Source organism: Streptomyces diastaticus subsp. diastaticus, from assembly GCF_011170125.1.
Lineage (GTDB): Bacteria > Actinomycetota > Actinomycetes > Streptomycetales > Streptomycetaceae > Streptomyces > Streptomyces diastaticus.
The window spans coordinates 1,591,046-1,609,303 of the sequence record NZ_BLLN01000003.1 but is presented as its reverse complement, the minus strand read 5'-3'; the positions used below and the strand labels follow the sequence as shown (position 1 = coordinate 1,609,303).

The 18,258-nt window shown below is 73.4% G+C and carries 15 protein-coding genes and 2 pseudogenes; 9 read left to right on the top strand and 8 right to left on the bottom strand.

Going from position 1 to position 18,258, the window contains the following annotated elements; genetic code table 11:
* The first annotated feature begins 26 nt into the window (after positions 1 to 26).
* Both glpK and Sdia_RS15620 read left to right on the top strand, forming a co-directional pair.
* A complete protein-coding gene (gene glpK / locus Sdia_RS15625) occupies positions 27 to 1,544 on the top strand; it encodes a glycerol kinase GlpK (protein WP_100455726.1) in 1,518 nt (505 codons plus the stop codon).
* A gap of 306 nt (positions 1,545 to 1,850) precedes the next feature.
* Complete coding sequence (locus Sdia_RS15620) at positions 1,851 to 2,699, top strand: SDR family oxidoreductase (protein WP_189501013.1); 849 nt, start codon at positions 1,851 to 1,853, stop codon at positions 2,697 to 2,699.
* A gap of 57 nt (positions 2,700 to 2,756) precedes the next feature.
* Here the strand turns inward: Sdia_RS15620 and Sdia_RS15615 are convergent, their stop codons facing one another.
* Positions 2,757 to 3,446 carry a response regulator gene (locus Sdia_RS15615; RefSeq protein ID WP_100455805.1) on the bottom strand — a complete coding sequence of 230 codons (690 nt, stop codon included), beginning with the start codon at positions 3,444 to 3,446 and terminating at the stop codon, positions 2,757 to 2,759.
* 202 nt (positions 3,447 to 3,648) lie between these two features.
* Between Sdia_RS15615 and Sdia_RS15610 the strand changes: the two genes are divergently transcribed.
* The 7 genes and pseudogenes from Sdia_RS15610 to Sdia_RS15585 all read left to right on the top strand — a co-directional run bounded on the left by Sdia_RS15610 (position 3,649) and on the right by Sdia_RS15585 (position 10,697).
* Positions 3,649 to 4,632 carry a Bug family tripartite tricarboxylate transporter substrate binding protein gene (locus Sdia_RS15610; protein WP_181843999.1) on the top strand — a complete coding sequence of 328 codons (984 nt, stop codon included), beginning with the start codon at positions 3,649 to 3,651 and terminating at the stop codon, positions 4,630 to 4,632.
* A complete protein-coding gene (locus Sdia_RS15605) occupies positions 4,629 to 5,198 on the top strand; it encodes a tripartite tricarboxylate transporter TctB family protein (RefSeq protein ID WP_370464567.1) in 570 nt (189 codons plus the stop codon). The genes Sdia_RS15610 and Sdia_RS15605 overlap by 4 nt, the downstream gene beginning before the upstream one ends.
* Position 5,199: 1 nt before the next feature.
* Positions 5,200 to 6,705, top strand: a complete 1,506-nt coding sequence (locus tag Sdia_RS15600) for a tripartite tricarboxylate transporter permease (RefSeq protein WP_115068317.1) — start codon at positions 5,200 to 5,202, stop codon at positions 6,703 to 6,705.
* A 44-nt stretch (positions 6,706 to 6,749) separates the two neighbouring features.
* A pseudogene (locus Sdia_RS30745) lies at positions 6,750 to 6,958 on the top strand (hypothetical protein); the annotation flags it as partial.
* Positions 6,959 to 7,209: 251 nt separating this feature from the next.
* Positions 7,210 to 7,583 (top strand): annotated as a pseudogene (locus tag Sdia_RS15595) (VOC family protein).
* Positions 7,584 to 7,813: 230 nt separating this feature from the next.
* Complete coding sequence (pucD, locus tag Sdia_RS15590; RefSeq protein ID WP_189501005.1) at positions 7,814 to 10,129, top strand: xanthine dehydrogenase subunit D; 2,316 nt, start codon at positions 7,814 to 7,816, stop codon at positions 10,127 to 10,129.
* Positions 10,130 to 10,193: 64 nt separating this feature from the next.
* On the top strand, positions 10,194 to 10,697 hold the full coding sequence (locus Sdia_RS15585; RefSeq protein ID WP_100455720.1) for a nucleoside deaminase: 504 nt from the start codon (positions 10,194 to 10,196) through the stop codon (positions 10,695 to 10,697).
* Positions 10,698 to 11,033: 336 nt separating this feature from the next.
* Here Sdia_RS15585 and nagB read toward each other — a convergent pair whose 3' ends face one another.
* From nagB to Sdia_RS15550, 7 genes are all read right to left on the bottom strand, one after another.
* On the bottom strand, positions 11,034 to 11,819 hold the full coding sequence (gene nagB, locus Sdia_RS15580; protein WP_100455719.1) for a glucosamine-6-phosphate deaminase: 786 nt from the start codon (positions 11,817 to 11,819) through the stop codon (positions 11,034 to 11,036).
* A gap of 159 nt (positions 11,820 to 11,978) precedes the next feature.
* Positions 11,979 to 12,665 carry an N-acetylmannosamine-6-phosphate 2-epimerase gene (locus tag Sdia_RS15575; protein WP_100455718.1) on the bottom strand — a complete coding sequence of 229 codons (687 nt, stop codon included), beginning with the start codon at positions 12,663 to 12,665 and terminating at the stop codon, positions 11,979 to 11,981.
* Positions 12,662 to 13,609 carry an ROK family protein gene (locus Sdia_RS15570; RefSeq protein WP_115068321.1) on the bottom strand — a complete coding sequence of 316 codons (948 nt, stop codon included), beginning with the start codon at positions 13,607 to 13,609 and terminating at the stop codon, positions 12,662 to 12,664. Before Sdia_RS15570 ends, Sdia_RS15575 begins: the two co-directional genes overlap by 4 nt.
* Positions 13,606 to 14,565 (bottom strand): dihydrodipicolinate synthase family protein, encoded by a 960-nt coding sequence (locus Sdia_RS15565; RefSeq protein WP_189501003.1) that lies wholly within the window; start codon positions 14,563 to 14,565, stop codon positions 13,606 to 13,608. Before Sdia_RS15565 ends, Sdia_RS15570 begins: the two co-directional genes overlap by 4 nt.
* Before the next feature lie 80 nt (positions 14,566 to 14,645).
* Positions 14,646 to 16,115 carry an exo-alpha-sialidase gene (locus Sdia_RS15560; protein ID WP_189501000.1) on the bottom strand — a complete coding sequence of 490 codons (1,470 nt, stop codon included), beginning with the start codon at positions 16,113 to 16,115 and terminating at the stop codon, positions 14,646 to 14,648.
* Positions 16,116 to 16,141: 26 nt separating this feature from the next.
* Positions 16,142 to 17,164, bottom strand: a complete 1,023-nt coding sequence (locus tag Sdia_RS15555; RefSeq protein ID WP_189500998.1) for an acetylxylan esterase — start codon at positions 17,162 to 17,164, stop codon at positions 16,142 to 16,144.
* A gap of 254 nt (positions 17,165 to 17,418) precedes the next feature.
* Positions 17,419 to 18,171, bottom strand: a complete 753-nt coding sequence (locus tag Sdia_RS15550) for a FadR/GntR family transcriptional regulator (RefSeq protein WP_115068322.1) — start codon at positions 18,169 to 18,171, stop codon at positions 17,419 to 17,421.
* Positions 18,172 to 18,258: the final 87 nt, after the last annotated feature.

Genomic DNA, 18,258 nt, shown 5'->3' with positions numbered 1-18,258 from the left:
GGCACCTGCCGGAGAGGCGAGACACCATGGCGGACTTCATCGGTGCGGTGGACCAAGGCACCACCAGCACCCGGTTCATGATCTTCGACCACGGCGGCAACGAGGTCGCCAGGCACCAACTCGAGCACGAGCAGATCCTGCCCCGCTCCGGCTGGGTGGAGCACGACCCGGTGGAGATCTGGGAGCGCACCAACTCGGTGATGCAGAACGCCCTGCGGTACGGCGGTCTCTCGGCGAGCGACCTGGCCGCCATCGGCATCACCAACCAGCGCGAGACGGCGGTCGTCTGGGACCCGCGCAACGGGCGTCCCTACTACAACGCGATCGTCTGGCAGGACACCCGGACCGACGCCATCGCGGCCAACCTCGAACGGACGGGACGCGGCGACATCATCCGCCGCAAGGCCGGGCTGCCCCCGGCCACGTACTTCTCCGGCGGCAAGATCCAGTGGATCCTGGAGAACGTCGAGGGTGTGCGGGAGGCGGCCGAGGCGGGGCACGCGATCTTCGGCAACACCGACGCCTGGGTCCTGTGGAACCTGACCGGCGGCCCCGACGGCGGTATCCACGCCACCGATGTGACCAACGCCAGCCGCACCATGCTCATGGACCTGGAGACCCTCGACTGGGACGACGAACTGCTGAGCTTCTTCGGCATCCCCCGGTCGATGCTGCCCACCATCAACCCGTCGTCGGACGCCACCGCGTACGGGTCCACCCGCACCTCGCGTCCGCTGCGCGGGGCGGTGCCCATCGGCGGGGTCCTCGGCGACCAGCAGGCGGCCACCGTCGGCCAGGTCTGCTTCGCCCCCGGCGAGGCCAAGAACACGTACGGCACGGGCAACTTCCTCGTCCTGAACACGGGGACGGAGCTGGTCCGCTCCGAGAACGGCCTCCTGAGCACGGTGGCGTACAAGTTCGGGGACGAGCCGGTGGTGTACGCGCTGGAGGGCTCCATCGCGGTGACCGGTTCGGCCGTGCAGTGGCTGCGCGACCAACTGAGGATCATCAAGTCGGCGCCGGAGAGCGAGGAACTGGCGCGGACCGTCGAGGACAACGGCGGCACGTACTTCGTCCCCGCCTTCTCCGGCCTCTTCGCCCCCTACTGGCGCTCGGACGCCCGCGGCGCCGTCGTCGGACTGTCCCGGTACAACAGCGGCGGCCACCTGGCGCGGGCGACGCTGGAGGCGATCTGCTACCAGAGCCGCGACGTGGTGGAGGCGATGGAGCAGGACTCCGGTGTCCACCTGGACGTACTCAAGGTCGACGGCGGCGTCACCTCCAACGACCTGTGCATGCAGATCCAGGCCGACGTACTCGGCGTACCGGTCAGCCGGCCGGTGGTCGCCGAGACGACCGCGCTCGGTGCCGCCTACGCGGCGGGGCTGGCGGTCGGCTTCTGGCGCGACACCGACGAACTGCGCACCCAGTGGCACGAGTCCAAGCGGTGGCAGCCGGAGTGGACCGAGGAACAGCGCCGGCAGGGTTACGCCGACTGGAAACGCGCGGTGGAGCGCACCCTGGACTGGGTACGGGTGCCCTGACAGCGAGCCCGCCACCGGCTCCGCGGCCCGGCCGCCCGTCCCGTCCCCGGGGCGGGCGGCCGGGCCGCGACGCGCACGCTCCCGGAGCGCTTTTGCCCGGACGGAAGCGCTCCCGGCCGCCCGCCCCTCGGCCGCGTGGTCCTGTCCCACACCGCGGCCGCCCCTCGAACGGGCCCCCGTGTCACCCGGCCGGCCCGCTCCCCCGGCGCACCTTCGCGGCGGCGCCCTTATCGTCGGCCCAGGCCCACCTCTCGTGGCGGCGGCGCCAAGGACACGGACGGCGAGGGCCGGAAAGGCGGGACGGCGATGGCGGGAACGATCCTCATCACGGGAGCGGGCAGCGGCTTCGGCAAGGAGGTCGCGCTGCGGCTCGCGGCGGGTGGGCACGACGTGATCGCGGGTGTGGAGATCATCGCCCAGGTCAGCCCGGTACGGGCGGAGGCCCGGGAGCGGGGTGTGACGCTGCGGGTGGAGAAGCTCGACGTCACCGACCCGGGCGACCCGGCCCGCGCGCTCGACTGGGACGTCGAGGTGCTGCTCAACAACGCCGGTGTCGCCGAGGGCGGCTCGACCGTGGACATCCCCGCCGCACGCCTCCGCCGCCAGTTCGAGGTCAACGTCATCGGCCCCGTCCTGCTGACCCAGCCCCTCGCCAAGCGGATGGCCGAGCGGGGCAGCGGCCGGATCGTCTTCATGTCGTCGGTGGCCGGGCTCACCGTCGATCCGTTCACGGGCGCCTACGCGGCTTCCAAACACGCGGTGGAGGCGTTCGCGGACGCGCTCGACCAGGAGCTGGCCGAGTTCGGCGTCACGGTCGCCACGATCAACCCGGGCCCGTTCCTCACCGGCTTCAACGACACCATGTTCGAGACGTGGAAGGAGTGGCGCGACGACCCCGCCGGGCGCCTCTTCGACTACGAGCGGCTCGCGTTCCCGCACGAGCAGTACGACCCGGAGCCGGTGTACGCCACCACGGTCCGGGTGCTGCTCGGCGAGGACAGGCGCTACCGCCACCTGCTCCCCGAGGAGATGGAGCCACAGGCGCGCGACCAGGTCGCCGCCCAATGGGACCGGGAACTCAACGACGGGCGCCGCCCCGCCCTCGTGCAGAAGGCCCACGACATCGTCCCGGCGACGCCGGTGCGGCAGGACTGACCCGGCGGAGGCGCACCGCCGCCCCTCCGGCCGCCCGCCCCGGCGGTGTGCGGCGGCCTACGCCACCCAGGTGTACCGGCGCTCGGGGCGGCCCGTCCCCCCGTATCGCAGGCTCACCCGGGCGCGGCCGGTCTCGGCGAAGAACTCCAGGTAGCGGCGGGCACTGACGCGGGAGAGCGCGCCCGCGCCCGCGCACTCGGCGGCGGACAGCCCCGCCGGGTGGTCCCGCAGGGTCCGCTCGACCAGTTCGGCCGTGTGCGCCGCCAGTCCTTTCGGGAGTTCCCGCGAGCCCGGCGGCCGGGTGCCGAAGAGCTGGTCGACGTCCTCCTGCCGGGCCGTCTCCAGCGCGCCCAGCCGGGAGCGCGCAGCCGCCACGTGCCGCAACTGCTCCCGCAGCGCGGCCTGGTGGAAGGGCTTGAGCAGGTAGTGGTGGGCCCCGGCGCGCAGGGCCGACCGGACGGTGGCGCCGTCGCGCGCCGCCGTGATGAACAGGGCGTCGACGCCGGGGCCCGAGGCGAGTGCGCGTTCCTCGGCGGCGCGCAGTTCACGCAGCACCCTGATGCCGTCCATGTCGGGCAGGTAGACGTCGAGCAGCAGCAGGTCGGGGCGGAGCCGTTCGGCGGCGCGCAGCGCGTCCGCCCCGGTGTGGGCCACGCCGACGACCGTGCAGTCCTCCGTCGCGGCCACCTGCCGGCTGTGCAGTTTCGCCACCATGAAGTCGTCGTCGACCACCAGCACCTTGAGCATCGCGCCAGCGTAGGGCGCGACCACAACGACCACAACGTCCGTTGGTTCCCTAAGGGCGACAGCGCGTTCGCACGCGGGCAACATGTGGGCCACCTCGCCGCTTCGCCCGTCACGGAGCGGACTTGAGCCTCTCACGAACGAACCCCCGGACCCTCGGCTCAAGCCCCGGGTCCCCCTGATCGACCGACAGGTGGTGGCACACGTGCGTCTGCGCACCCCCCTCGCCCTGCTCGGGGCCGCGCTACTGGTGCTCGCGGGGCCGCCGCTGCTCACCCAGGGCAGCGGCGCCGGCACCGGCACCCACATACCCGGCCTCCGCGTCATGGTTCCGAACACCCCCGGCGGGGGGTACGACATCACCGCCCGCACCCTGGTCAAGGACGCCGAGGACGCGGAACTCACCCGAAACGTCGAGGTGTTCAACCTCCCCGGGGCCGGCGGCACGGTGGGCCTGAGCCGGCTGGTCTCCGAGCGCGGCAACGGGAAACTCGCCATGTCCATGGGGCTGGGCGTGGTGGGCGCGGCCCGCTCCAACCACTCCCCCAGCACGCTCGCCGACACCACCCCCATCGCCCGGCTCACCGAGGAGCCGAACGTCGTGGTCGTCGCGAAGAACTCGCCGTACAAGACGATCGACCAGCTCATCGACGCCTGGAGGAAGAACCCGGGGAAGGTCTCCGTGGGCGGCGGCTCGGCGCCCGGCGGCCCCGACCACCTCGCGCCGATGCAGATGGCGCAGGCGGCGAAGATCCCGCCGAAGGACGTCAACTACGTGCCGTTCGACGGCGGCGGCGAACTGCTCGCCTCCATCCTGGGCGACAAGATCGGCTTCGGCGTCTCCGGAGTCGGTGAATACCTCGACCAGATCGAGTCCGGCGAGCTGCGGCTGCTCGCCGTCACCGGCCCCGAGCGCGCCGAGGGCCTGGACGCTCCGACCCTCCAGGAGGCGGGGTACGACGTGGACTTCACCAACTGGCGGGGCGTCGTGGCTCCACCCGGCCTCTCGGAGACCGAACGCGCCAAGCTCGTCGCGCTGCTGGAGGAACTCCACGACACGCCCGAGTGGCGCGACTCGATGAAGCGCAACGGCTGGGACGACGCCTTCCTGACCGGCGAGGCCTTCGGCGACTTCCTGGCAGCCGAGGACCAGCGGGTCGTCGACGTACTGAAGGAGCTGGGACTGTGACCACCGGACCCACCCCCGGCACCGTCCCGGGCGACGTGCCCGAGGAGAACGGGCAGCCCTCCCCCTCGGGCCGCCGGGCCTGGCTGCGCGACCACTCCGAACTCGGCGTCAGCGTGCTGCTGCTGGCGCTCGGCGTCCTCGTACTCACCGACGCCCTCACCATGCAGGTCGACATCGCCCAGCGCGGACCGGTCGGCCCGCGCACCGTCCCGCTCGTGATCGGCGGCGGCCTGCTGGTCGTCTCGCTGCTCCTGGCGGTGGACGTGCTGCGCGGGGGTCGAGGTGAGGCCGAGGGAGGCGAGGACGTCGACCTCGCCGAACCGGCCGACCTGCGCACCGTCCTGCTGCTCACCGGGGTCTTCCTGGCGACCGCCGTCCTCATCGAGCCGCTGGGCTTCCCCGTCTCCGGCGCGCTGCTCTTCTGGGGCACCGCCTACGCCCTGGGCAGCCGCCGCGTCGACCGGGATCCGCTGATCGCCGCCGGACTCGCCCTGTTCACCTACGTGGTCTTCAACAACCTGCTGGGCGTGCCGCTGCCCGGCGGACCACTGATGGGAGTGCTGTGACATGAACGCCCTCACCTCCCTGATGGACGGCTTCGGCACCGCCCTGACCCCGGTCAACCTGCTGTGGGCCGCCGTCGGCGTCCTGCTCGGCACCGCCATCGGCGTGCTGCCGGGCATCGGCCCGGCGATGGCCGTGGCCCTGTTGCTGCCCGTCACCTACGGTCTCGACCCGACCGGCGCCTTCATCATGTTCGCCGGGATCTACTACGGCGCCATGTTCGGCGGCTCGACCACCTCCATCCTGCTCAACACCCCCGGCGAGTCGGCGGCCGTCGTCGCCGCCATGGAGGGCAACCCCATGGCCAAGGCCGGCCGGGGATCCCAGGCCCTCGCGGCCGCCGCCATCGGCCACTTCGCGGGCGGCATGATCGGCACGATCCTGCTGGTGGTGCTGGCCCCGACCGTGGCGAGCCTGGCTGTCGACATCGGCGCCCCCGACTACCTGGCGATCATGGTGCTGGCCTTCATCGCCGTCACCTCCGTCCTCGGCTCCTCCCGGGTGCGCGGCCTCGCCTCGCTCCTCATCGGCCTCACCATCGGCCTGGTCGGCCTCGACCAGATGACCGGGCAGCAACGCCTCACCTTCGGCTCGCTCCAGCTGGCCGACGGCGTGGACGTGGTCATCGTCGCGGTCGGGCTGTTCGCGATCGGCGAGGCCCTGTGGGTCGCCGCCCACCTGCGTCGCACGAGCGCCGAGGCCATCCCGGTCGGCCGCCCGTGGCTCGGCCGCGAGGACCTGAAGCGCACCTGGAAGCCGTGGCTGCGCGGCCCGTTCATCGGCTTCCCCTTCGGCGCGATCCCGGCGGGCGGCGCGGAGATCCCGACCTTCCTCTCCTACGTCGGCGAGAAGCGGCTCTCCCGGCACAAGGACGAGTGGGGCAAGGGTGCCATCGAGGGCGTCGCCGGCCCCGAGTCGGCCGCCTCCGCCTCGGCCGCGGGCACCCTCGTCTCCATGCTGACGCTGGGGCTGCCCACCACGGCCGTCGCCGCCGTCATGCTCGCCGCCTTCCAGCAGTACGGCATCCAGCCGGGCCCGCTGTTGTTCGAACGCGAACCCGACCTTGTGTGGGGTCTGATCGCCTCGCTCTTCGTCGGCATGGTGCTGCTGCTTGCCCTGAACCTGCCGCTCGCCCCGGTCTGGGCCAAGCTGCTGCGCATCCCGCGCCCCTACCTCTACGCGGGCATCCTCTTCTTCGCGGCGGTCGGCGCCTACGCGGTCGGCGGCGAGTCGGTCGACCTGGTCATCCTGCTGGTCATCGGCCTCATCGGCTTCGGTATGCGGCGGTACGGGCTGCCCGTCCTGCCCGCCGTCATCGGCGTCATCCTCGGCCCGGCCGCCGAACAGCAACTGCGCCGCGCCCTTCAGATCAGCGACGGAAGTGTCACCGGCCTGGTCGACACCCCGTTCTCCGTGACCGTCTACGCGCTGATCCTGCTGATCCTGGCCTGGCCCCTGCTCCGCGGGCTGTTCCCCGCCCGCTCGCCCGCCTCGGCCCGCCAGGACTGACCCCGCGCCCACCCGACAGCGGCCCGCCCGGTGGCACCTCGCGCACCGGGCGGGTCACCGACTTCTTCCTCGCCCTCGACCAGGGCATGACCGCAGCGGCCCTGGCCTCGCTCTCCGCCCCGGCCTGCTCCGACGCCCCTTCGGCACCGGCGGGTTCCACTCCCGCGTACGCCCCCTCCGCAGAACGCTTCAGTCTCCGACCGGCACGGCCGGACCGGTGCACCCGCCGGCGCCGGCGGGTGCACCCTGGTGACGGAGACGAGAGCGCGGGGCGCACCCCGGTGACCGAGTCCGCGCGCACCCGCCGGAAGGAGCGCGGCACGGCGACACCGCGCCCGGCCGTCCGGGAGTCCCGCGCCACGACGGCCCGGGACTCCGGACCACCTGGCCGGACTCGCCCCACGGTCGCGGACCTCGCGCCCGCGTACCACCACGACCGGCGCGGCCGGGAGACGAGGGAGGGCGCGCCGGCGTACGGGACGGGAGCGAGGAAGGATCGGCGGCATGTCTTCCGTGGTGCGGAACGTGGCGATCGACTGTGCGGACGCGTACGGTCTGGCGTGCTTCTGGAGCGAGACGACGGGGACTCCGCCGGGGCCCGGGGACCGCCCGGATGATCCGGAGGTCCAGGGGACGCAGGCCGTGGGCCCGGCATCCCGCTTCCACCAGGTGCCCGAGTCCAGGACGGTCAAGAACCGGCTCCACCTGTGCCTGCGGCCGGAGACCACGCGCGAGCCGGAGGTGGAGCGGCTCCTCGGCCTCGGCGCGATACTCGTCGCCGACCGCCGCGAGTCCGACGGTCCGGGGGGGCGGTCCTCGCCGAACCGGAGGGCACCGGGTCCTGCGTGCCGCGCAGCGCCTCCGGCCGGGCCGCGTAGGCGTTTCCTCAGGCTCCGCGCCCAGGCTCCGCCTGTAGGAAGCGACGAAGATCGTGTGGCGTCCGAGGCCTGCTTTCAGGTCTTCCACGCCTGGTTGTGCGTGGTCCCGGAACTGTCTACTCCAGGTACGCGGTGCGACGACGCACGGCACGTCGCAGACCCCTCCCCTCCGGCGCAGGGACCGGCGCCTCGCTCCCGGCCATGCCTCGTCACCAGGACGGAGACTCCCGATGACCCGACCGACCTCCCCCACCCGCTCCCCCCAACGTCTCGACGACGCCGTCACAGGGGGGATCGGCGACAGCCCGTCGCGCCCGGACAGCACCCTGAAGGTCACCGGGGAGTACGCCTACTCCTCCGACCTGTGGGCCGAGGACATGCTCTGGGGCTCCACCCTGCGCAGTCCCCATGCCTACGCCCGGATCAGGTCCGTCGACGTCTCCGAGGCGCTCAAGCAGCCCGGGGTGCACGCGGTCCTGACCCATCAGGACGTACCGGGCGAGAACGTCTACGGCCTGAAGGTCTCCGACACCCCGGTGCTCGCCGTGGACGTCGTCCGCCACCAGGGCGAGCCCGTCGCCCTCGTCGCGGCGGACCACCCCGAGACGGCGCGCCGGGCGCTGGCGAAGATCGTCGTGGCGTACGAGGTCCTGGAGCCGGTCACCGACCCCGAGCGCGCCGCACACGACGACACCCTCCCCGAGCTGCATCCCGGGGGGAACATCGTCCGCTACCAGCCCGTCGTCCAGGGCGACCCCGAGGCCGAGGCGGAGGTCGTGGTCTCCGACGTGTACACGATGGGCATGCAGGACCAGGCGTTCCTCGGGCCCGAGTCGGGCCTGGCGATCCCCGGCGAGGACGGCGGCGTCGACCTGTTCCTCGCCACCCAGTGGCTGCATGTCGACCAGAAGCAGACCGCCCGCGCCCTCGGCCTCCCCCTCGACAAGGTGCGCTTCACCATGTCCGGTGTGGGGGGCGCCTTCGGCGGCCGCGAGGATCTGTCGATGCAGATCCACTGCTGCATGCTGGCCCTGCACACGGGCAAGCCGGTGAAGATGGTCTACAACCGGCTGGAGTCCTTCTACGGCCACGTCCACCGCCACCCCGCGAAGATGTACTACGAGCACGGCGCCACCAAGGACGGCAAGCTCGTCTACGTGAAGGCGCGGATGTACTTCGACGGCGGTGCGTACGCCTCCAAGACCCCCGTCGTCGTCTCCAACGCCACCTCGCTCGGTACCGGTCCCTACGTCGTGCCCAACGTCAGGATCGAGGGGTGGGGCGTGTACACCAACAACCCGCCCTGCGGCGCGATGCGCGGCCTCGGTGCCGTGCAGCCGGCCTTCGCCTACGAACTCCAGATGGACAAGCTGGCCGGCGCCCTCGGCATGGACCCCGTCCGGCTGCGGCAGATCAACGCGGTGCGGGAGGGCGCGTCGCTGCACACCGGGCAGGTGCTGGACTCCCCCGCCCCGGTCGCCGAGCTCCTGGAACGCCTGGCGCGGATGCCGCTTCCGCCGGAGGACACCACCACGCCCCGGGACGTCCGCACGCTGCCCGGCGGGCTCTCCAACACCTCGCACGGCGAGGGCGTCGTCCGGGGTGTCGGTTACAGCGTGATCATCAAGAACGTCTCGTACGCCGAGGGCGTGGACGACTACTCCACGGCGCGCGTGCGTCTGGAGGTCATCGGGGGCGCGCCGGTCGCGCTGGTGCACACCGCGGCGGCCGAGGTCGGCCAGGGTCTGATCACCGTGCACCAGCAGATCGCCCGCAGCGAACTCGGCGTGGAACGGGTGACCATCCACCCGGCCGACACCCAAGTCGGGGACGCCGGGTCGAGTTCGGCCTCGCGCCAGACGTACATCACCGGCGGCGCCGTCCGCGACGCCTGCGCGGCCGTGCGGCAGGCGGTCTTCGATCGGGTGGCGCGACGCTTCTGTGAGGACTCTGCCGGGCTGACCCTCACCGGCGGCAAGGTCGTCTCCGCCACCGGCGCCGTCCTCGACCTCGTGGAGGTCCTGGGTGAGGAGGCGATCGAGGAGACCCGCGAGTACCACCACCTCCGGACGTACAAGATGGACCCGGTCACCGGCCAGAGCCGCCGGGTGCACGTCCAGCACGCCTACGCCGCACACCGCGCCGTCGTGGAGGTCGACACCGGTCTCGGCCTGGTCAAGGTCGTCCAGCTCGACTGCGCCCAGGACGTCGGCAAGGCCGTCAACCCGGACGCCGTCGTCGGGCAGATCCAGGGCGGGTCGACGCAGGGTCTCGGACTCGCCGTCATGGAGGAGATCAAGGTGCGGGAGGGCAAGATCCGCAACCCCTCCTTCACCGACTATCTGATCCCGACGATCCTCGACACCCCGCCCATGCGGATCGACGTCCTCGAACGCGCCGACCCCCACTCGCCGTACGGCGTCCGCGGCGTAGGCGAACCGCCCACCATCTCGGCCACCCCCGCCGTCGTCAACGCCATCCGCGACGCCACCGGCCTGAACCTCACCCACACCCCGGTCTCCCCCGAGCAGCTCTGCGGCTCCTGAGCGCGCCCGTCTCCGGGGCCCGCTCCCCGCGCTCCCGGACTCCCGAACTCCCGAAGGAAGAACGATGACCACCCGTGCCCAGGAAGACGGCGTCCACCCCCTCGAACGCGTCTGGATGGAGCAGGCGATCGACCTGGCCACCACCAGCGCGAGCAGCGGGGGCGGCCCGTTCGGCGCGCTGATCGCCAAGGACGACCGGGTCGTCGCCACCGGCCGCAACCAGGTCACCGCCGCGCTGGACCCCTCCGCGCACGCCGAGGTCGGCGCGGTCCGCGCGGCCTGCCGGGAGCTGAACACCTTCTCCCTCGACGGCTGCGTGCTGGTCACCTCCTGCGAGCCGTGCCCGATGTGCCTCTCGACCGCCCTGTGGGCCCGCGTCGACCGGGTCGTGTACTGCGCCGACCGGCACGACGCCGCCGTGGCCGGCTTCGACGACCGCGAGTTCTACGACCTGTTCGAGAAGAAGCCGCGGGCGAGCTGGCCGCTGGCGGTCGAGCACCTGGACCTGCCCGCACGCACCCGGCCGTTCGACACCTGGCTGGCCAAGAGCGACCGCGTCGCCTACTGACGGACGGGAGGGCTGCCGAAGTGCCCCCGGCAGCCCTCCCGTCCGTACCGGGCCGGACATGACGCTCCCGGGCGCACCGGGCCCGGCCGCACCCGCACGGCGGCCCGTCTCGGGGACAAGCTCCCCGGCCGGGGACGCGGGACGGCGGCGAGGGGCACGAGAAGCGCCGCCCCGTCCTCCCGCGCCGCCGGGTCAACACCTACGCGAGGTGTTCCACGCCCCCGCGAACGGCTCTCGTTGCCGACCGGTCCACAGCAGAACGCGCCTCGCGGCAGGAAGCGGCTGGTGCGCGTGCCACGGGTCCGCCGCCGCGCCGCCGACGGGTCCGGGCGCCGGTCAGATGCCCTGCCACGGCGGCTTGCCCGCGAAGGTGCGGCGGAAGTAGCCGGCCAGCTCCAGCCGGGAGGCCGCCGCCTCGTCGGCGACGACGGTGGCGTGCGGGTGGAGCTGGAGGGCGGAGGACGGGCATCTCGCGGAGAGCGGCCCCTCGACGGTCGCCGCCACCGCCTCGGCCTTGGCCTCGCCGGTGGCGAGGAGGACCACGTGGCGCGCCTCCAGGATGGTGCCGACGCCCTGGGTGATCACATGGCGCGGCACCTGGCCGACGTCGTGGCCGAAGAACCGGGCGTTGTCGGCGCGGGTCCGCTCGGTGAGCGTCTTGATCCGGGTGCGGGACGTCAGCGAGGAGCACGGCTCGTTGAAGCCGATGTGCCCGTCCGTGCCGATCCCCAGCAGTTGCAGGTCCACCCCGCCTGCCGCGGCGAGCGCGCGGTCGTACGCCTCGCAGGCGGCCCTGATGTCGCCGGCCGTCCCGTCGGGACCGAGGAAGGACCCCTCGGGGATACCCAGGGGCTCCAGCACCTGGCGGGCGAGGACGGACCGGTAGGACTCGGGGTGGCCCGGGGGGAGCCCGACGTACTCGTCCAGTTGGGCGACCCGGGCGCGGGAGAGGTCCGCCTCGCCGCGCCGGGCGAGGGCCGCGAGCGCCTCGTACACGGGGACCGGGGTCGAGCCGGTGGCCACGCCGATCAGGGCGTCGGGTCTGCCGGCGAGCAGTCGGGCGATGGCCTGGGCGACGAGGGCGCCGCCCTTAGCAGCGTCCTCGACGATGACAACTTCCATGCTGGTCCAACCGATTCGGGGAAGGGGCGCCGCCGCACCGGAGCCGGGGCGGCACCGGAGGGCTGGGGAGGCGCGGGGGCGTCCGATGCCGCCCGCGAGAGGGAGGGAAGCGGCGGTGTGGGGCCCGCGCGCTCCCCTCCCTTCGTCCCGGGTGCCGTGTCAGGACGCGAGGCCCGCCACGAACAGCCGGGTCAGGGCGGTGGGCGCGGTGATCGCGGTGCCCACCACCACACTCGAGGCGCCGGCGGCAAGTGCCGCGGCCGCCTGCTCCGGAGTGGCGACGCGGCCCTCCGCCACCACCGGTACGTCGACGGCTCCGGCGAGGTCGGTGACCAGTCGCAGGTCGGGCAGGGTCTGGCGCGGGGAGCCCGGTGCGTAGCCGGAGAGGGTCGTCGACACGAGGTCGGCGCCCTGGGCGGCTGCCTCGCGTCCCTCGTCCAGGGTCGCGACGTCGGCCATGACGTGGGCGCCGGCGGCGTGGACGGCGGCGACGAGGTCGGCGAAGGTGCTGCCGTCCGGGCGCGGGCGCCCGGTGGCGTCCGCCGCGACGATGGCCGCCCCGGCGTCCACGAGGGCGAGGGCGTGACGGACGCTCGGGGTGATGTAGACGCCGGTGTCGCCGTCCTTCCAGAGGCCGATGACCGGTACGTCGACGGCCGCGACGGTGGCCGCGACGACCTCCGGTTCGTTGACCCGTACGGCCGCCGCGCCGCCGGCCTGCGCGGACCGGGCCATGCGGACCAGTGTGTCGCTGTGGCGCATGGGGTCACCGGGCGGGGCCTGGCAGGAGACGATCAGACGGCCTGTCAGGGCCGCGAGCGGGGAGGCGGATGGCGGGGGTGTCATGGCTGGGCTCCGGTGGTGTGGGCGGGTCGCGGGGAGAGGGTGCGCGCCAGGGCGGCCGCCCCGAGGACCGCGGCGTCGGCGCCGCCGAGCGGTGCGGCCGGGCGCAGTCCGCGCAGCGGCGGCATGAGTTCGGCGGCGAAGGCGTCGCACAGGGCGTCCCGGTACAGGGCGCCGATGCGCGGCACGCCGCCGGCGACGACGACGCGGTGCGGGGCGAGCACGTTGGCGAGGCCGCCCAGCGTCCGGCCGGCGGCGCGGGCGCCGTGGACGACGGCGGACCGGGCGAGCCCGTCGCCGCGGGCCGCGCGCTCGGCGACGGTGTGCAGGCTGTCGGCGGACTCGCCGCTGATCCGCCGGTAGTACGCGGTGATGGCGGGCCCCGCCGCGATCGCCTCCAGGTGACCGGTGGCGCCGCAGGTGCAGGGCAGTCCTTCCGCCTCGGGGCTGGGGAGGTGCCCGAGGTGTCCGGCGACCCCTGCGGTGCCGTGGAGCAGCCGTCCCGAGACCGCGACGGCGCCGCCCACCCCGGTGCCGACGGCGGCGTAGAGCAGGACGGCGTCGTCGGAGAGGGTCGCCAGTTCCGTCGCGGCGGCGGCCCGGACGTCGTTGTCGCAGGCGACGGGGAGCCCGGTGCGGGCGGTGAGGCCGGGGCCCAGTGCGGTCCCCGCCCAGCCGCGGATCGTGTCGGTGGCGCTGACGACCGTCCCGGAGACCGGGTCGATCACCCCGGCGGCGGCGACGCCGATCGCGCCCGCCGCGTCGGCACCGACCGCCTGCGCGGCGGCCGCGAGCGCGTCGAGCACCGCTTCGGCGCCCCGCGTGGCCGGGGTGGGACCGGTGTGCCGGGCGAGGACGGTGCCGTCGGGCCCGACCAGGGCGGCGGCGATCTTGGTGCCGCCGAGGTCGAGGCCGATCACCGGCCGCGCGCCGTGCCGGGCCGTCATCGGACGGGCAGCAGGCCGGCCGCGCGCAGCCGCCGCTCGACATGGGCGACCGACGTCTCGTCGAGCGGGATCTGGGGGACCGCGGTGGCGCCGTGCGTGAACACCCCGAGCAGCCTCAGCGCGTGCTTGAACGCGCCGATCGCGGAGGAGTTGCGGCCCATCTCGCTCTCCGGCCCGGCGTCGACCAGGCCGAAGAGGGCGACCAGCCGCTCCTGCTCCGCCACGGCACGGTCCAGCTCACCGGCGCGCACGGCGTCGTACAGGCGCACGTATCCGGCGGGGTCGACGTTGCCGAGGCCGGGGACGACGCCGTCCGCCCCGGCGAGCAGGGCGGCGTCGACGGTGAGTTCGGAGCCGGTGAGGATGCTGAAGGCGGGGGCCGGTCCCTCGGCGCGGCCGTCGCGGCCGCCGAGTTCGACGATGAGCCGGCGCAGGGAGCCCTCGTCGCCGCTGCTGTCCTTGAGACCGGCGAGCGTGCCGTCCTCGGCCAGTTCGCGCACCAGGGCCGAGGACAGCTTGCTGTGGACGGAGACGGGGAGGTCGTAGGCGTAGAGCGGCAGGTCGACGCGGTCGCGGACGGTGCGGAAGTGGCGGGCGATCTCCCGGGGATGGGTGCGGGCGTAGAAGGGGGCGGTGGCCACCAGGGCGTCCGCGCCCGCCTTGCGCGCCGCCTCGGCGTGGGCCAGCACCCGGGGGGTGGTCATGTCGATGGCACCGGCGAGGACGGGCACGCGGCCGGCGGCGGCCTCGACCACCGTTCGCAGGGCCACCTCCCGCTGCGGGTCGGTCAGGAAGGCGACCTCGCTGCTGGAGCCCAGGGCGAAGAGCCCGTGCACTCCCCCGCCGACGAGGTGCTCGACGAGCCGGGCGAGCGAGGCGGTGTCGACCTCACCCGACGCGTCGAGGGGGGTGCAGACGGGCGGCACGACACCGCGGAGGGGCTGGGACGGGGACATGAGGACTCCTGGGCTGTGCGAAGGGTGGTACGGGTGGACGGCCCGCCCGTACCGGGTCGGGACGGGCGGGCCGTGGCCGGTCAGGGGGCGGTGACGGTGAGCGTCGTGTCGCCGTAGGCGTGCTGGGAGCCGCGTACCTGGTAGGTGGCGGTGGCCTGGACGCCGCCCGCGTCGGTGCCCGCGGGGACGGTGACGGGGATCTTGACGTTGGCGCCCTGGCCGGGCTTGAGCGCGGGCATGGTGACCGCGGGGGCGCTCCAGCCCTCGGGGACGGAGAGGGAGACCTTGCCCGCGGGCAGGTCCACGTCGTTCTGGCTGACGACGCGGACGGTGACGTCGGTGGTGGCGCCGGCGGGCAGAGCGGTGGGCGGGGTGACGGTGACGGGGGCGCAGACTCCTCCGAGCGAGGCCAGGTCGAAGGAGGAGTAGGTGATGTGCTGGTAATCGGCGCGTTCCCACAGGAGGCCCACGCGGGGGTTGGCGCCGGTGCCGTCGCTGAGCGGGGTGAGCGTGGAGTAGGCGGCGGAGCCGGCCTCGACGGTCTTGCGCACCGGCCAGTTCTCGCCGTTGTCGCAGGAGAGGCGGACGGTGAGGTTGCTGCGGCTGCCGGTGGTGGCCGTGTTGCTGAACAGCAGCCACGAGGAGCGCGGATGGGAGGCGGGGACGTCCGGGGCGAACCGCGCGATGGAGCCGTTGTTGGCGGGGTCGGGCAGTTCGGTGTCCTGCTGGAAGGGTGTGTAGGTGACGCCGCCGTCGGTGGAGTAGGCCACCGTGCGGTAGGGCGCGGAGCGGTTGTTGAGGAGGACGCGGCCGTCGGAGAGCTCCACGGTCTTGTTCTCGTCGCCGCCCGGTCCGACCGGGGTACCCATCTTCCAGGTGGCGCCGTGGTCGTCGCTGTAGGCGCTGACGGCGTAGTTGGCGCCGTTGTGCCGGATGGCGTACTGCTGGATCAGGCGGCCCTTGTGGGCGCCGTGCCGCAGTTGGATGCCCTCGCCGGAGGCGGCGAACATGCCGGCCCAGGCGGGGTTCTTGATGTCGGCGGTGATCCGTTCGTGCTTCCAGGTGAGGCCGTCGTCGTCGGAGTAGCTGTAGTCGGCCTGGAGGACGTCGGGGTCGTTCTCGTCGTTGCCGGTGGCGGAGCCGAAGAAGCCCTGGTTCACGGAGGCCGCGTAGAAGACGAAGATCCTTCCGGTCTCCCGGTCGACGAGGAGGCTGGGGTCGCCGTACCCCTTGGGCGCGGCGTCCTTGCGGACGACCTGCTGGGGCTGCCAGGTGGCGCCGCCGTCGGTGCTGCGCCGCAGGACGATGCCGAGGTTGCCGGGCAGGTCGGCGAGGGTGGGACGGGCGTCGTACGCGGCGAGCAGGGTGCCCTTGGTGGTCCTGGTCAGGGCGGGGATGCGGTAGTGGGGGGAGCCGGTGCCCGCGGTGGCGATGTCCTGGGAGGTGAAGCCGGCGGTGGTTTGGACGGTGGCGCCGTGGGCGGCGGGAACGGTGGCGGTGAGGAGGGCGAGGGTCGCGGGGACGACGGCCAGAACGGTGCGGCGCTGCATGGTCGGACCTCTTCTCGGTGGGCGGATCAGGCGAGTTGGGGGGCGTGCGGGGTGGGGGGAGCGTCGGCGTCCGTCGGGCGCGGGGTGGTGAGCAGCTCCCGTACCCAGGTGAGCTGTTCGCGCCGGTGGTGGCCGCCGCCGCCCTCGTGTCCGTTGAACTCGTAGACGCGAAGGTCCTTGGGGCCGCCGTACCGGTGGTAGGCGGCGAAGCAGGTGGAGGGCGGGCAGACCTCGTCCATCATGGCGATGGAGAAGAGGGCCGGGGCGGTGGCGCGCGCTGCCAGGAGCGCCGCGTCGAGGTAGGAGAGGGTGGTGAGCACGGTCCCGGTACGGTCGCGGTGCAGGCTCAGGTACTCCGCGACCTCGGTGTAGGGCGGCAGGCCCGCGACGCGTACGGCCCGCCGGATGTCGCACAGGAACGGGACGTCGGGCATGACGCCCGCGAGGCCGGGGGTGAGCGCGGCCACCGCCAGGGCGATGCCGCCGCCCTGGCTGACGCCGGTCACCACGACCTTCTCCGGGTCGACGGCCGGGTGGGCGCGGACGGCCTCCACGCAGCGCACGGCGTCGGTGAAGACCCGTCGGTAGTAGTGGTCCCGGGGGTTCTCGACGCCCCGGGTCAGGAAGCCGGGCACGCTGCCGGCGAGCGGGGCGGTGTCGGGGGTGTCCCCGGCGGCGGTGGACCAGCCCTGGCCGCGCGTGTCCATGATGAAGTGCGCGTAGCCCGCGTTGGCCCACAGCACCTGCTCGTGCGCCAGGCCGCGCCCGCGTCCGTAGCCGAGGAACTCCACCACGCAGCCGAGCGGTTCCCGCGCGTCGGCGGGCAGGTGCAGCCAGCCGCGGACGGGTTCGCCCGCGAAGCCGGGGAGGACCGCGTCGTAGGTGGCCACCTGGACCAGTCCGGTGTCCACGAGGGTGTACCGCGGGGGCGTCCCGTGGGCGCGTGCCGTGTCCAGGGTGCTGTCCCAGAAGGCGTCCAGGTCGGCGGGCTCTTCGAGGTCGGGGCGGAGCGCGAGGCACTCGGCGAGGGTGAGGTCCGTCAGTGGCATGAGGGGGCCCGGTGGGTGAGGCGGGCGCGTGGCGCGCCGCTGGGGTGGGGGTGGCGGAGTCGGCCGAGCCGACAACCGGCCAGGGAAATCAGACGTCTGATGTCCTTGTTTCCGGGACACTAGAGATCCCGGCGGCGACCGTCAAGTGCCCCCGCCCGCCCGGCCGCCCGACCCCCGCCCCCGCGACCGCCCTCTTCGGGCACGACGAAGGCACCCCTGCCCGAGGGGTGCCTTCGTCCGAGCGCGGGAGCCGGTCAGCGGCGGGCGCGGGCCTCCGCGATCCGCTTCCGCACCGGCGCGTAGTGCTCGGTCAGCGCGGTGGCGAATTCGGCCGGGTCGCGGTCGCGCACGGCGTCGACGATGCGCTGGTGATTGGCGATGGTCGCCTCCTCGTGCTCGTGCGTGAAGACGTCGAGGTGCGGGGCGACGATCACGTAGACGTCCCAGAAGGCCATGGACAACTGGCCGATGAGGTCGTTGCCGAGCGGGGCGACGAGCAGGGCGTGGAAGGCGCGGTCCGCCTCGACGAAGCCGTCACCCTTGCCGCCGCCCGCCTTGCGCATCTCCTCGACCAGGGAGGCGAGCTGGTCGATCTGCCCCTGGTCGGGGGCGGCGACGAGCTGTTCGGCCATGCCCCGCTCGAACAGCTCGCGCACCTCGACGAGGTCGGACATGACCTGGAAGTCGTCGTCGGGGCTGAGCAGTCCACGGAAGGTCAGGCTCTCCACCAGCGCGGAGAGGCTGAGCCGGCCGACGTACGTGCCGTGCCCGTGCCGCACTTCGACGATGTCGAGCGCGGCCAGGATCTTGATCGCCTCGCGGACGCTGGACCGGCTCGCTCCGAGCGCCTCGCACAGGGCGGACTCGCTCGGCAGGGGGTCACCGGGGCGTAGCTGGTTGCGCAGAATGTAGCCCTTGACGCCGTCCACGACCTCTTGCCGCAGTGACTGTCGCGCCGGCTTGGGCCCAGGGACCGTATGCCCTGCCGCCTCCTGTCCCACCGCCACCTCTTGACCCCTTTCACTCAGCAAGCTACGTTCCCCTGTTATTGAGCATCATACATCAGACGTCTGATGTGCCGTGGTGGAGCGCCG